At 72.5% G+C, this 14290-nt stretch carries 11 protein-coding genes; 5 read left to right on the top strand and 6 right to left on the bottom strand.

Translation table 11 applies throughout. The annotated features are described in order from the left end of the window. Positions 1–31 precede the first annotated feature (31 nt). The gene (locus OHA19_RS20940; protein ID WP_405751124.1) at positions 32–1678 is read left to right on the top strand and encodes a VWA domain-containing protein; all 1647 of its coding nucleotides are present in this window, start codon (positions 32–34) and stop codon (positions 1676–1678) included. Here the strand turns inward: OHA19_RS20940 and OHA19_RS20935 are convergent. Next, positions 1612–2832: a sensor histidine kinase gene (locus tag OHA19_RS20935; protein ID WP_405714440.1), complete on the bottom strand. Its 1221-nt coding sequence runs from the start codon at positions 2830–2832 to the stop codon at positions 1612–1614. The two genes, OHA19_RS20940 and OHA19_RS20935, sit on opposite strands and share 67 nt — an antisense overlap. Beyond that, complete coding sequence (locus tag OHA19_RS20930; RefSeq protein ID WP_405721640.1) at positions 2829–3482, bottom strand: response regulator transcription factor; 654 nt, start codon at positions 3480–3482, stop codon at positions 2829–2831. The genes OHA19_RS20935 and OHA19_RS20930 overlap by 4 nt, the downstream gene beginning before the upstream one ends. A 180-nt stretch (positions 3483–3662) precedes the next feature. Between OHA19_RS20930 and OHA19_RS20925 the strand changes: the two genes are divergently transcribed. The 4 genes from OHA19_RS20925 to metG are packed head-to-tail and all read left to right on the top strand — an operon-like array spanning position 3663 to position 10155. Beyond that, on the top strand, positions 3663–3971 hold the full coding sequence (locus OHA19_RS20925; protein WP_405751121.1) for a trypco2 family protein: 309 nt from the start codon (positions 3663–3665) through the stop codon (positions 3969–3971). 20 nt (positions 3972–3991) lie between these two features. Next, the gene (locus OHA19_RS20920; RefSeq protein ID WP_405751118.1) at positions 3992–8044 is read left to right on the top strand and encodes a trypsin-like peptidase domain-containing protein; all 4053 of its coding nucleotides are present in this window, start codon (positions 3992–3994) and stop codon (positions 8042–8044) included. Next, positions 8041–8499, top strand: coding sequence for a DUF4913 domain-containing protein (locus tag OHA19_RS20915; RefSeq protein ID WP_405714446.1), 459 nt, complete (start codon positions 8041–8043; stop codon positions 8497–8499). Before OHA19_RS20920 ends, OHA19_RS20915 begins: the two co-directional genes overlap by 4 nt. 42 nt (positions 8500–8541) lie before the next feature. Beyond that, positions 8542–10155 (top strand): methionine--tRNA ligase, encoded by a 1614-nt coding sequence (metG, locus tag OHA19_RS20910; RefSeq protein WP_405714448.1) that lies wholly within the window; start codon positions 8542–8544, stop codon positions 10153–10155. Between the two features lie 188 nt (positions 10156–10343). Here metG and OHA19_RS20905 read toward each other — a convergent pair whose 3' ends face one another. From OHA19_RS20905 to OHA19_RS20890, 4 genes are all read right to left on the bottom strand, one after another. After that, complete coding sequence (locus OHA19_RS20905) at positions 10344–11159, bottom strand: L,D-transpeptidase family protein (RefSeq protein WP_405714450.1); 816 nt, start codon at positions 11157–11159, stop codon at positions 10344–10346. A gap of 371 nt (positions 11160–11530) precedes the next feature. After that, a complete protein-coding gene (locus tag OHA19_RS20900; protein ID WP_405714452.1) occupies positions 11531–12028 on the bottom strand; it encodes a hypothetical protein in 498 nt (165 codons plus the stop codon). Beyond that, positions 12025–13476: an ATP-binding protein gene (locus OHA19_RS20895; protein WP_405721643.1), complete on the bottom strand. Its 1452-nt coding sequence runs from the start codon at positions 13474–13476 to the stop codon at positions 12025–12027. The genes OHA19_RS20900 and OHA19_RS20895 overlap by 4 nt, the downstream gene beginning before the upstream one ends. Before the next feature lie 89 nt (positions 13477–13565). Then, a complete protein-coding gene (locus tag OHA19_RS20890; protein WP_405714454.1) occupies positions 13566–14261 on the bottom strand; it encodes a response regulator transcription factor in 696 nt (231 codons plus the stop codon). Positions 14262–14290 lie beyond the last annotated feature (29 nt).

Raw genomic sequence — 14290 nt, 5'->3', positions numbered from 1 at the left:
TCGCACCCAACTCACGCGAAAGGCCTCGCCCATGGGCATTCGGAGCTTGCTGCGCAAGGTGTTCGGCCGTGACCGCGCGGAGCAGGACGCGCCGACGGCCACGGTCCCGCCCCAGACCGAACGCACCGCGCCCACGGATTCGGAGCCGGCCACGACCACGGCGACCGCGTCCGCCGCGGTGGACGAGCCGGCCACGGTGCTCGAAACCGCCCCGGCCACCAAGGCTTCGATTCCGGCGCCCGCCTCTCCCCGGTCCGCCGGCGACGGCAGCGGCCTGGCCTCGGACCTGGTGGCCGCCGCCTTCGACAAGGCGCACGCCCCCACGGTCCCGGCTCAGGGTTCGGCCCCGAAGCCGGAGTCGACGGAGCCGAAGGCTGCGGAGGTCGTCGAGACCGTGGAGGTCGTCGAGGCTGCGGAGCCGGAGGCTGCTGAGGTCGTCGAGACCGTGAAGGTTGTCGAGGCTGCGGAGCCGGAGGCTGCTGAGGTCGTCGAGACCGTGAAGGTTGTCGAGGCTGCGGAGCCGGAGGCTGCTGAGGTCGTCGAGACCGTGAAGGTTGTCGAGGCTGCGGAGCCGGAGGCTGCTGAGGTCGTCGAGACCGTGAAGGTTGTCGAGGCTGCGGAGCCGGAGGCTGCTGAGGTCGTCGAGACCGTGAAGGTTGTCGAGGCTGCGGAGCCGGAGGCTGCTGAGGTCGCTGAGACCGCTGAGACCGCTGAGGCCTCCGAAGCCCCCGTCGAGGCCGAGGCTGCCGTCGAACCCGAGCCCGAGATCAAGCCCGAGCCCGAGGCCGAGGCTGCCGTCGAACCCGAGCCCGAGGTCAAGCCCGAGGCCCCCGCACCCGCACCCGTAGCCGAGACGGCCCCCGCCGAGCCCGAGACAGCGCCCGCGCCGGAGCCCACCGCCGCCGAGCCCGAGGCGCAGGCCGAGCCCACCACCGAGCCCACCCCCGCCACCGAGGCGCAGGCCGAGCCCGCGCCCGCGGCCGCCCCCAAGCCCGCGCTCGCCCTGGCCAAGGTCAAGTCGCGGGCCCCCGGGCTCGTCGACTCGTACAAGGCAGCCCAGGCCGGGCTGAAGGCGCACGGGCTGACCGGGCTGCGCGCCACCGTCTACCTGGTCCTCGACCGCTCCGGCTCCATGCGGCCGTTCTACAAGGACGGCAGCGCCCAGCACCTGGGCGACCGCACCGTCGCGCTCGCCGCGCACCTGGACGAGAGCGCGACCGTCCCCGTGGTCTTCTTCTCGACGGACATCGACGGCACCGGCACAGTCGGTCTCGCCGACCACGAGGGCCGGATCGACGAGCTGAACGCGGGCCTCGGCCGCCTCGGCCGCACGAACTACCAGCGCGCCGTCGAAGAGGTCGTCGCGCACTACGAGAAGTCGGGGGCGACCGGCCCCGCCCTGGTGATCTTCCAGACGGACGGCCCGCCGGACGCCAAGCAGGCCGCCAAGCAGGCACTGGCCGACGCGGCGCGGCTGCCGCTGTTCTTCCAGTTCGTCGCGTTCGGCGAGCAGGACGCCAAGGGCTTCGACTTCCTGCGCAAGCTGGACGCCCCTAACGCCGGGTTCTTCCACGCGGGCCCCGCACCCCGCGAGGTGGCGGACACCACGTTCTACCGCGAGGTCCTCGCCGCGCTCCCCGCCTGGATCGCGGCCCGCGAGACGGTGACCGCCGACTGATCCACCGGCAGCCGTACGGTCACGGCGAGCCCGCCCCCGGGCCCCGGCACCGCCGTGACCGTACCGCCGTGCGCCACCGCTATGGAGCGCACGATCGACAGGCCGAGGCCCGACCCGCGCCCCATCCGGTCCCTGCCCTCGCCTCGCCGGAACGGCTCGAACAGTCCGGGGATGTCCGCCGCGTCCACCACCGGTCCGGTGTTGCGGACCTCCAGCAGCGCACCGCCGTCGGCCCCGTCGGCCGTCACCAGTGACACGTCCACCGTCCCGTCCGGCACGTTGTACGTGACGGCGTTGGCCAGCAGGTTCGCCACCAGCTGCGCGAGCAGCATCCGGTTCCCCCGCACCGTGCAGAAGTGGGTGCCGGCCCGCACGCCCGGGTGCCGGGCCGTCTCCTCCGCCACCACCTGCGCGAGATCCACCGTCTCCCGCTCGCCCTCGGCGAGCCCGCGCTCACTGCGCGCCAGGACCAGCAGCCCCTCTATGAGCCGCTCGCTGCGCCGGTTGTTGTCCAGGAGCGTCTGCCTGGTCCGTACGAGATCCTCCGGGGTCGGGTCGTCCAGGCCGATCTGGATGGCGGCCCGCTGGGTGGCGAGCGGGGTCCGCAGCTCATGGGAGGCGTTGGCGATGAACCGCCGCTGGCTGTCGAACGCCTTCTCCAGCCGGGCCAGCAGCGCGTCGAGCGTGTCGCCGAGCTCCTTCAGCTCGTCGTCGGGGCCGCTGGACGCGATCCTCTCGTGCAGATTGTGCTCGGAGAGCCGGCGCGCCTTCGCGGTCATGGCGTGGACCGGACGCAGCACCCGCCCAGCGGTCCACCAGCCGACGCCGACGGCGCAGGCGGTCATGACGAGCAGCGCGGCCACGGACCACATCAGCAGCTGATGGCCGGCCGCGTCGCTGACGTTGTCGGTGAGGTCGTAGACGGTGGGCGGCCCGAGACTCCGCCGGGTGATCAGGGGACCGTTCACCGCGTATCCGGGCTGGATGACGGCCGCCGTGCGGGCGATGTCGCGCGCCTGGGAGTCCGTACCGGCGCGGGAGGCGAGGTTGACGGTGGCGAGCAGCGCCGTGCCGAGGACCAGGAACACCCCGCCGTACACGAGCGCGATCCGGGTCCGGATCCTGGAGTGCGGCACACCGGCCGGCCGCCTCACAGCGCGTACCCCACGCCCTGCACCGTACGGATCAGCGCCGGCTCCCCGAGCTTCCCGCGCAGCTTGCTCATGCAGACGCGGACCGCGCCGGTGAAGGGGTCGGCGTTGGCGTCCCAGGCCCGCTCCAGCAGCTCCTCCGCGCTGACGGCCCCGCCGTCCGCCTCCAGCAGCAGCTGGAGCACCGAGAACTCCTTCGGCGAGAGGTCCAGCTCCCGCCCCTCCCGCGAGGCGGTGCGCCGTACGGTGTCGAGCCGGATGCCGTGCCGTTCCAGCTGCGGCGGTACGGGGCGGGCGCTGCGCCGCCGCAGCGCCCGTACCCGCGACACCAGCTCGGGGAACTCGAACGGCTTGCCCAGGTAGTCGTCGGCGCCGAGGTCGAGCCCGGCGACCCGGTCCTCCATGGAACCGGCGGCGGTGAGCATCAGGATCCTGGTCCGCGAGCCGGAGGCGACGAGGCCGCGCGCCACGTCGTCGCCGTGCACCCGCGGCAGGTCGCGGTCCAGGACGACGACGTCGTAGTCGTGCAGCCCCAGGTAGGCGAGGGCGGCGTCACCGCTGTACACCGTGTCGACGGCGAACCCGGCCCGCCGCAGCCCGGTGGCGACCAGCTCCGCCAGGATCTCCTCGTCCTCGGCGACCAGTACCCGCATCGTGATGTCCCCTGCCTCGTACACGCGTGTCCACTCCCTCCCAGGATGCGTCTTTGCTACGGGAAGGGATGTTTCGCAAAGGTCTCCGCGCAGCCGGGAACCGGGCTCCCGGAACCAACTCTGTTCCCAACCGCGTTACGTACTTAAGGTGTTGAACCCAGTTGCGAACGGGGGCTTACGGTGACCGGTTCCACAGACGGCGACGACTGGCTCGACCTGGCGGACGCCCTCGATCTGCTGCGCTCCCAGGTGGCCGAGTCGCAGCGCAGGGCCCAAGGCTCCGAGATCCGCTTCGGTGTGGAGCAGATCACCGTCGACTTCGAGCTGGAGCTGATGCGGACCCGGGAGGGCGGTGGCGGTCTCAGGTTCGGGATCGCCGACGCGAAGGCCCGCCAGGAGAGCGGCCGGAGGTCGGCGCAGCGGGTGAGCCTGACGCTGAAACCGGAGCGGGCGGGCGGCGGGGACGTGCAGATCGGCGACTGGGAGTAGCGGCGGGACGGGGGGCGGCCATGGACGCGGACCGGGTGGTCCAGGTCGGAGTGCGTCACGACAACGGGCGTACGTGCACCGGCTCGGGCTACGTGATCGCGCCCCGCCTGGTGCTCACCGCGGCCCATCTCTTCGGGAAGGGGAACACGGCCGCGGGCCTGGGGACCGTGTCCGGCCCGGCGGAGCGGCGGAGAAGCCGGGTCCGGGTCCTGTGGCGTCGGCTCGACGGCCCGGTGGACGCCGCGCTGCTGGAAGTCACCGATCCGCGATGGCGGCCTCCCGCCTCCTGCTCCGATCAACACCCCCAGAGGTGGGGCCGTCTGGTCACCACTCGGTCGGGTCAGCCCGTCGTCTGCTGCGGATTCCCCCGGATGCAGGCCCCCCGGTCCGGCGGCCGGCACCTGGAACAGCTCTCCACCCGCGTCAACCCGCTGACCGGCGCACCGGCCGCGCGGTATGAGCTGAGCAGCAGCACCGGGCCGTTCGGGCCACTCGACTCGGGCGACTCGCCCTACAGCGGAATGTCCGGCGCGGCAGTCTTCGACGAGCCCAAGGGACACGAGGCCGATCCGCTCCTGCTCGGCGTCGTGAGCGCGGACCGGCTTTCCCGTACCGGAGTACGGCTGACCGCGACCCGGAGCGAGGATCTGCTCGCCGATCCCGGATTCCGGCGCATCATCGCCGAGCACAGCGGCGTACGGCCCGACGCGGAGCCCGTCGAGCTGGCCCGGATGCTGGAACCGGCCGCGCCCCGGCTCGATGTCCGCTCGCCGCTGATGCTGCTGCGCGCGGACGCCGAGGCAGTCGCCTTCCGGGGCAGGGAGGAGACCCTGGCGGAACTGCTCGCCTGGTGCGAGGGCCGCGACAGCACCCCCGTCCGGGTCCTCGTCGGCCCCGGCGGACAGGGCAAGACCCGGCTCGCCCGGCAGCTGGCCGCCGAGCTGCGGGCCCGGGGCTGGGTGGCCGGCCACCTGCGAAGGGAGCTGGCCGACAACGCCCGCGCGGCCACCACGGACCTCCGCCCGCTCAACGATCTCTGCCGGCACGCCCTGGTCGTCATCGACTACGCGGAGACCCAGCCGGGCCGGGTGCAGGATTTCGTCAAGCGGGCCCTGCGAGAACGCGGCCACCGGTTCCGGGTCCTCCTGCTCGCCCGGTCCGCGGGCACCTGGAAATCTGCGAGCCGAGGCGCCGACGCTCATGTCCATGACCTCCTCCACGTCGCTCCGCTCACCCACCTGCTGCCCCTCGACACCACGACGGAGGGGCACACGAGAGCATTCGGGGCGGCGGTGAACGATCTCGCCCGCGCCCTGGGCAGGGTCCGGGGCCACAACCATGTGCGATGGGACGAGGTGGCCCGGCGCGTCCCCGTACCGTCCCGGCCGGGCACGGCCGCGCGCACACCGGACCAGCACCGGCCCGAGGCCGCCCTGACCGTGCAGATGAACGCTCTGGAGGCGCTGCTCCAGAGCGGTCCGAGGCCCGTGGACGCCGTGGGGGGCGCCCCGCACCTCGTGCTGCAGCACGAGGTGCGGTACTGGGAGGAGTCCGCGGTCGCCCTGCTCGGCCTGGGTACGCACCAGCTGCCCCTGCTGAAGTCCGTCGTGGCTGCGGCCGTCCTGTGCGGCGCGGCGGACCGTGCGGAGGCGGTGGCGACCGTCGCCCGGGTACCAGGCGTCCCCCCTGATCTCCACGCGCCGCTGGCCGGCTGGCTGCGCGAGCTCTACCCGGCTCCGCCCGACCGCTACTGGGGGCAGCTGCACCCGGACCGGGTGGCCGAGTTCCACGCGTCCACCGAAGTGCTCGACGCCCCGGACGACCTGCTGCTCCCGCTGTTCCAGGGCGGCTCGGACAGCCAGCGGATCCACCTGCTCGATGTCCTCACCCGCGCCGTCGTCGGTCATGCCAACGCGCGGCGGAGCGAGCGGGCCACCGATGTCCTGGACCGGTTGAACCACGTCCTGGACGAGGTACCCGTCGGCGTGCGCGTGCTCCAGGCGTGCTCCGACGCGCTCCCCGAGCACTCCCATGTGCTGACGCGTTTCTCCGCGCGCGTCGCCGAGGCGCTGAACACCGCGTGCCTCAGCCTCCCGGGCACCCCCGACGTCGTGCTCGCACGCGCCCATCACAACCTGGCGCACCGGTACGCGGCGCTGGGCCGTCGCCACGCGGCAATCGACGCCGCGACGGACGCCATGGCCCTGCGTCGAGTTCTGGCGGAGGACGAGCCGGGAACGCACGACGCGGATCTCGCACGTACGTACTCCCTGTACGCCCGCTGTCTGAAGGAACTGGAGCGCCACCAACCAGCCGCGGACTACGTGAAACGGGCCCTGCGTCTGCACGAGCGACTGGACCACGACGACCCGTTGCTGCACCGGCCCGACCTGGTGCGCGCTCTGCACACCGCGGCCTGGATCCTCAGGGACCACGACCGTCAGGAATCCAACCTGGCCGCCGGAAAGGCCAACGAACTCAGCAACTGGCTGGAGCGGGAGCAGCCCGGCCTCCACCGTGACCTGCTCGCACTCAGCCTGTCCGGTCTCGGTGTCGGCTACTGGCACGAGGGCCGGTACCAGGAATCGGTCCGCGCCGCCGAAAAGGCGGTCTCACTGACCCGCACGCTGGCTGCGACCGCTCCCGACGCCCACACCCCGGCACTGGCCTCGGCTCTCAACTCGCTCGCGGTCGCATACGACGATGGCAGGGCGACCGAGTCCGTGACCTTGCTGAACGAGGCGATCGCGTACCAGCGGTCCCTCGCCGACGACCTGCCCGACGCACACCACTACGGCCTCGCCCGTTCCCTGCACAACCTCGGCATCAGCCGCCGCAGCCTGGGCGAACACGGGGCGGGGCTGCGCGCGCTGGAGGAGGCGGAGAGCATCCGGGCGCAGCTTGCACGCGCCGCCCCGGACCAGCGGAACAATCGGGCGCTCGGCCATTCACGGCACAGCCAGGCGGTCGCGCTCGTCGAGGAGGAGCGTTTGCAGGAGGCGGCCGAGAAGTTCCAGCACGCCCTGGATGCCTACCGGCGTGTCCACCCGCAGGAGGTGACGGACGACGCGCTACTCGCCGACACGCTCTACGAGCTGGGCAAATGCCGAGGCATGCTCGGTCAGCCCTCCGCCGCCGTTCGAGCGCTCCAGGAGTCCGTGACCATCCGCCGCGAGCTGACGGCCGCCGACCCTGCGACGTACGAGGGTGAGCTGTGCAACGGCCTGATCCAGCTCTCCTACCACTATGAGCAGGCCGGACAGGATGTGGCCCAGCGCATCCTGCTGCGGGAGGCACTGGTCCTGATGCGCCCCATGTACCGGACGGACCCCGGCACCTGGGCAGAGCTGCTCGCCTGGTGCCTGAGCAACCTCGGTGCCGATCCGCCTGACGCCCGTCAGGTGATCCCTCTTCTCGAAGAGGCCGTCGCGCTGTACGACGGAATCCTCCGCGACCGGGGCGACGAGGCGACGCGCGTCGCGCTCCTTCTCGCGCTCGCCCGTCTCCGCAACGCCCAGGGTGGCGCGGGCCGCCACCGGGCAGCGGTGCGCACCGGTCTGCGGCTGCTGGAAACGGCCGCGCGGGCCGACGCCCGCCCGGCCATCCGCCGTGCCACCGACCACGCCGGCCTCGCCTCGGCGTACTCGCGGGCGGGAGCGCACGCCGAGGCGCGGGCCCACTCCTGCCGCGCGGTCGCCCTCAGCCGGGCCACCCTCGCGGAAGGTGCCTGCGAGCCCGGCGATCTGGCCTGGCACCTCCTGGAACAGGCCCGGATCCTGGAGCTCGGCAGCCTGCGGGGCGGCTGGCACACCAAGGCCGCCGCCCTCGCGCCGGCCCGCGAGTCGCTCGCGCTGTACGGGCGCCTGGCCCGCAGCGACCCGGCCGGCTACGCCGCGTCGCGGCGGGAGGCGAGCACCGTGGTCGCCGGACTCCTGCTGCGGCTGGGCCGCGTCGCCGAGTCCGACGCCGTCCGGCACCGCCATGCCCAGCGGGACGGCCCCGGGGAACGGCCACCGAGCAGCGGCCGACGAAAACCGACCGCCGAAGAACCGACGAGGAGCGAGCGACGATGACCACCGAGAACCCCTACGACTCCTACGACGCCGACGACGTCACCCGTCAGGAACAGCAGGGCGCTCTGGTCTTCCCGACCCTGGAGGCGTTCGTCACCGAATACCTCGCGGAGATCCTCCGGGACCGCGACGTCACCGCGGTGGGCACCTGGTGTCCGTCCTGGTGGAGGCATCCGGAAGCCATCGTCAGACTCAATGTGCTCTGGCGCACCTTCGAGTATCTCCGGCACGACTCGACGCTCGGCATGTCGCACTGGTGGCTGCACCACGTGGACCCGCACCTGGCCATACTGCTGCACCCGGTGACCGGCCCCTTCAGGAACTGCCGTTCCGGTCATGCCGGCGGCACCGCCCTCCCACTCGACCCTGTCCCGGCCGGGGAGATGGATGATCCCGTCTACTCGGTCCACACGGAGGACCCCTTCCTCCCCCGGTCCGGGGGTGACCGGCCGTAATCGGTGTGAGCCGATCTGCCGCGGGCCGTTAGGATTTCGACCATGGCGGCCACTGGATCCGAGAAGCAAGGGGGCGACGGCGTGAAGAGTTTCTACGTATCGACCCCCATCTACTACGTCAACGACGCTCCTCACCTGGGCCACGCCTACACGACCGTCGCAGGCGACGTGCTCACCCGCTGGCACCGCCAGCGCGGCGAGAAGGTGTGGTACCTCACCGGCACGGACGAGCACGGTCAGAAGATCATGCGCACTGCCGAGGCGAACGACGTCACCCCGCAGGAGTGGTGCGACAAGCTCGTGGAGGAGGCGTGGAAGCCCCTCTGGGAGCACCTGAACATCGCGAACGACGACTTCATCCGTACGACGGAGAAGCGCCACACCGACCGGGTGCAGGAGTTCGTCCAGGACCTGTACGACAAGGGTGAGATCTACAAGGGCGGCTACGAGGGCCCGTACTGCGTGGGCTGCGAGGAGTACAAGCTCCCCGGCGACCTCATCGAGGACGAGAACGGCGTCAAGCTGTGCTCGGTGCACAAGAAGCCGGTGGAGATCCTCAAGGAGGAGAACTACTTCTTCAAGCTGAGCGCCTACGGCCCGAAGCTGATGGAGTTCTACGCGAACAACCCGGACTTCATCCAGCCCGAGTCCGCCCGCAACGAGGTCGTGAACTTCGTCAAGCAGGGCCTCCAGGACCTCTCCATCTCCCGCTCGACCTTCGACTGGGGCGTCCCGGTGCCGTGGGACGACAAGCACGTCATCTACGTGTGGGTCGACGCCCTGCTGAACTACGCCACGGCGGTCGGCTACGGCGCCAACCAGGAGAAGTTCGACGGGACGTTCCCCGCCGACGTCCACCTGGTCGGCAAGGACATCCTGCGCTTCCACGCGGTGATCTGGCCCGCGATGCTGATGGCGCAGGGGCTGCCGCTGCCCGGAAAGGTCGCGGCCAACGGCTGGCTGATGGTCGGCGGCGAGAAGATGTCGAAGTCGAACCTGACGGGCATCAAGCCGCAGGACCTGACCTCGCACTTCGGCGTGGACGCCTACCGCTGGTACTTCCTGCGGGCGATCGCGTTCGGCAGCGACGGCTCGTTCTCCTGGGAGGACTTCTCCGCCCGCTACACCTCCGAGCTCGCCAACGACTACGGCAACCTCGCCTCGCGCGTCGCGGCCATGGTCGGCAAGTACTTCGGCGGGGCGCTCCCGGAGGCCACCGCCGCCGGTGACGCGGAGAAGGCGGTCCAGGAGGGTCTGGCCAGGGCCGTCGCCACGGCCGACGAGAAGATCGGCGAGGCGCTGGACTTCCAGGCCGGCATCCTGGCGATCTTCGACTTCGTGAAGCAGGTCAACGGCTACATCACGGAGCAGGAGCCCTGGAAGGTCGCCAAGGACGACTCCCCCGAGGGCCGGGCCCGCCTCGCGACGATCCTCTACACGGCCGCGGAGTCGCTGCGCGGTGTCGCGGTGCTGCTGAACGCCGTGATGCCGGAGACCTCGCAGAAGCTGTGGGAGTCGCTGGGCGCCGAGGCGTCCCTGGGCGCGCTGGCCGACCAGCGCGTGCAGGACGCGGGCACCTGGGGCCGGCTCGCGCCGGGCGCGACGGTGACGAAGGGCGCGGTGCTCTTCCCGCGCCTGGAGGAGAAGCCCGCGTAACGAAGCATGTGCACGGCGAAGGGCGGGACCGCACTGTCGGTCCCGCCCTTCGCCGTACCGCGGCCCGCGGTCAGCGGACCCGGTTCCTCGAAGACCTCCTGAGCGAGCCCACTCCGCTCGACCACTGTGTTCACCACCCCCTGCGGAACCCGGCCGACGTTCAGCGCACGGGCCCGTCCCCGCCCGGATCACTGCTCCAGGGCCTCCGCGTCCCCCATCACGACGACCGGCTTCTTCGCCGGGTCAAGGGTGCTCAGGAGTTCCCGCATCCGGTCCAGGGGGAGCGAGACGCAGCCCTGGGTCGGGCCGCCGTGGTCGACGTGGATCCAGATACCGCCGCCGCGCTCCTGACCGAGGGGGCGTTCCCGGTCCAGCGGGGTGACGCCGGGGGTGCGGTTGTAGTCGATGGCGACGACGTAGTCGAAGGACCCTTCGAGCGGCTCCCCGTCGAAGCCCTCGCCGCTCACCACGAACGCCGGGTTCCGGTCGTAGGGGAACGCCGTTTCGGGGGGATCGAACAGGCCGCCCGCGTAGGTCAGCCCGTAGACCCCGACCGGGGAGCGGAGGTCGCCCTCCCAGTGCTCGTCGGTCCAGCCGTTCAGCGCGTTGTGCGCCGGCCAGCGGGTCGTGACGGGCAGCCAGCCCAGGGCGGGGTTGTCGCGGGCGTAGAGGACCGCGGTGGACAGGCTGGAGTCATAGTCGTCACCGGTGATGACGAAGACCTGTTTGGAGGACGCCGGGATCGCGGCCCGGGTCTTCGGCCCCAGCGCGGGGATCTCGCGCGGCCGGACGACCGGCGCCTGCGGCCCGGGAGCGGCCCGCTTGCGTGCCCCGTCGACCTGCGGACCCGCGACACCGGCGGAGGCCCGGAAGGCCGGGTTTCCGGTGGCGGTGTCGGCGGTGGTGTCGCCGCAGGCGGTGAGCAGCAGCAGCGCGGCGGCACAGGTGCCGACGTGGACGGCGTACGGGGGACGCCGGACGGCCGACGGACGGAACACGGACACGGGGACTCCTCTGCGGTCGTGGGGTGACGGCGGCACAGGCGAGCTCCCCGTCACGCCTCTTACCGCCGAACCCAGTTAACGCCGCGTCGCGCGAGCGCGAATCCGTACGGGGGCCATACGGCTGTATCCCCGGCCGGACACGCGCGCCGATGGGCTGCGGGACCGTTCCGTGCGTGTAGGTTCCGGGCCCTTCCGTTCCGCGGCGGGCGAGAAGGTCTGATCACGGGTCAGCGGTCCGGGCCGTCGTGGCGCACCGGACCCGCCCGGCCCTCCGACGGTCCATCAGGAGCGGGCCACGACGACCGGGCCCCGTTCGCCGGACCCGCGGTCCGGTGCGGTGTCCTGGGCGCTCACCCGTCGAAGAACGCGGCTCACCCGTTGAGGAACTCCGCGCACCGGTACGGGCCCAGCGCTTCGCCCTCGGACGGTCGCAGGGTGACCTCGACATCGTCGGTCCTGACCTTCGGTTCGAGTACGGACTGGGCGCGCGCCATAGTGCACACCAGCTGACCGGTGCCCTGGTCGCGCCCGGACCCCGGGTACGGGCCGTCCATGCGCACCGTGACGCGGGTGCCCCTGCCGGTCGCCTCGTAGCCGCCGAGCTGGGGGACGAGGGAGATGAGCCCGCCCCGCTGCTCGACCGGCGGCGGCTTCTCGGCGAGCAGCTTCAGCACCGAGATGAGGTCGTCGATCTCCTTGTCGAGCAGGGGCACCGCGCGCAGCCCGGCGGCGGACGCGTAGTACAGCCGCATCCCGCGCGTCGGTCCGGACGCGGGCTCGCCCGCGCCTATCACCCCGGTCGGCTGGACGCCGCAACCCATCAGGGCGGCCCCCAGCGCGGCGGCCGCGATGCCGTGTCGGAGCTTCACTCCGTGTCCTCTCCCGTACGTCGTAGGGGCAGTCGCAGTGTGAACACCGCGCCGTGCCCGGACCCGTCCGCCGCGTCGGCCACCTCGATCGTGCCGCCGTGCAGCCGGGCGTTCTCCAGCGCGATCGCCGTGCCGAGGCCGCTGCCCTGTCCACTGTCGTCGGCCGCGCCGCGGGTGCGGGCCGCGTCCGCCTTGTAGAACCGGTCGAAGACCCGCTCCCGTGCCCCCGGAGGCAGCCCGGGACCGTGGTCGGCGACCTCCAGCGTCACCCACTCCCCGTCCGCCCCGGGGGCCGTCGCGAGCGTCACGGTGACCGGCGGGGCGCCGTGCCGCAGCGCGTTGCCCACCAGGTTCGCGACGATCACGTCGAACCGGCGCCGGTCGACCACCGCCCGCAGCCCCTCGGGGAGGTCGCCCCGCACCCGGTCCGTCCAGCCGCGCAGCGCCAGCGACGCCCGTACGGTGTCGGCGAGATCCGCCTCGGCCGCGTTCAGCCGTACCGCCTTCGCGTCGAAGCGGGAGATCTCCATCAGGTCCTCGACCAGCCGGGACAGCCGTGCCGTCTCCGCGCCGACGGTACGGGCCGCCCGTGCCGCGTCCGGCGGCAGCTGGTCGGCGTCCTCCTCCAGGACGGTCGCCACCATCGTCATCGCCGCCAGCGGCGTGCGCAGTTCGTGCGACACGTCCGCCACGAAGCGGCGCGCCTTCGCCTCCTGCTCGCGCAGCTCCGCGTCGGAGGACTGGAGCGCGTCGGCGGTCTCGTTGAACGTCCGGGCCAGGTCGGCGAGTTCGTCGTGCCCGGAGACGGCGACCCGGGTGCCGAGGTCCCCGGCAGCGAGCTCGCGGGTGGCCCGGCCCAGCTTCCGCACCGGACGCAGGACCGTGCCCGCGGCCAGCAGTGCCAGGACGGCGGCCAGCAGCACCACCGGCACCATGCCCGTCCGTACGGAGTCCAGCAGGGCGGCGGTGTCGTCGCGCTCGGCCCGCAGATCGGTGATCGCGTAGACCTCCAGGCCGGAGGTGCGGCGGTCCCCGTCGGCGAACCGGACGGGCGTGCCGACGACCAGATAGGGATCGCCCCGCCACCGCACCCGCTGGAACCGGGCCTCGTCGCCGGTCATGACGGCGGTGCGCAGCTCGGTGGTGATCCGGGCCCTGGTGTCGGCCAGGGAGTCGGAGACCGCGTACAGGTCCTCGTAGCGGGCGACCACGATCCGCCCGCCGATGCCGTCCGACACCCGGGCCGCGAACCGGGACAGCGACTCCTGGTCGGGCGGTACGTCGAGGTCCGTGGCGACCGCGGTGACCCGCTCCCGGAGGTCGTCCACGGCGGCGTTCTGGGTGCGCTGGAGGACGGCGGTGCGGGCGTCCCGGTAGGCGAGGGCGGTCGCGGTCACCGCGCTGACGAGCGCGACGACGACGAAGGTGACGACGAGCCGGACGCGCAGCCCGCCGACGAGCCGCCGGGAGCGCCGTTTCGCGGTGGCGCCGCGCCGGTCCTTGCCCGTACGGCTCGCGGCGCCCCGCTCCGTACGGTTCACAGCGGCCCGAAGCGGTAGCCGAAGCCCCGCACCGTCTGGACGTACCGGGGCTTGGCCGGTACGTCCTCCAGCTTGGCCCGCAGCCGGCCGACCGCCGCGTCCACCAGCCGGGAGTCGCCCAGGAAGGTGTGGTCCCAGACGGATTCGAGGAGCTGCTCGCGGCTGAGGACCCGGCCCGGGGCGGCCGACAGCTCCAGCAGCAGCCGCAGTTCGGTGGGCGGCAGCGGGACCGGTGTGCCGTGCTTGGTGACGGTCAGTCCGGCGCGGTCGATCACCAGCCCGGCGAGGCCGTCGGTGGCCCCGCGCACCGGCCCGGACGGTTCCGCCCGCCGCAGCGCGGCCCGGATGCGGGCCTCCAGGACGGGTGCGGTGACCGGCTTGACGACGTAGTCGTCGGCGCCCGCCTCCAGGCCGGTCACGATGTCCGAGTCGTCGCCGCGTGCGGTCAGCATGATGACGGGCAGGGTCGACGAGCGGGCGCGGATGCGGCGGCACACCTCGAAGCCGTCCATGCCGGGCAGCATCAGGTCCAGGACGGCCAGTTCCACCCGGGCGCCCCGTTCCCCGGCCAGCAGGGCGAGGGCCTGCTCGCCGGTGGCGGCGGTCTCCACGCCGTACCCGTGCCGGCGCAGCACGAGCTCCATTCCGTCCCGTACGGACGCGTCGTCCTCGATGAGCAACACATGCGGCATGGGGCCGATTATGGGCATGTCCGGACCGC

Source organism: Streptomyces sp. NBC_00012, from assembly GCF_045040875.1.
Taxonomy (GTDB): Bacteria; Actinomycetota; Actinomycetes; order Streptomycetales; family Streptomycetaceae; genus Streptomyces.
Note: the sequence above shows the minus strand (reverse complement) of the source record. Positions and strands in the feature narration are given on the sequence as shown.

Coding starts and splice junctions, on each gene's coding strand:
- OHA19_RS20915 (WP_405714446.1), top strand. CDS start 8,041: ATGACCACCGAGAACCCCTACGACTCCTACGACGCCGACGACGTCACC.
- OHA19_RS20920 (WP_405751118.1), top strand. CDS start 3,992: ATGGACGCGGACCGGGTGGTCCAGGTCGGAGTGCGTCACGACAACGGG.
- OHA19_RS20890 (WP_405714454.1), bottom strand. CDS start 14,261: ATGCCGCATGTGTTGCTCATCGAGGACGACGCGTCCGTACGGGACGGA.
- OHA19_RS20930 (WP_405721640.1), bottom strand. CDS start 3,482: ATGCGGGTACTGGTCGCCGAGGACGAGGAGATCCTGGCGGAGCTGGTC.
- metG (WP_405714448.1), top strand. CDS start 8,542: ATGGCGGCCACTGGATCCGAGAAGCAAGGGGGCGACGGCGTGAAGAGT.
- OHA19_RS20940 (WP_405751124.1), top strand. CDS start 32: ATGGGCATTCGGAGCTTGCTGCGCAAGGTGTTCGGCCGTGACCGCGCG.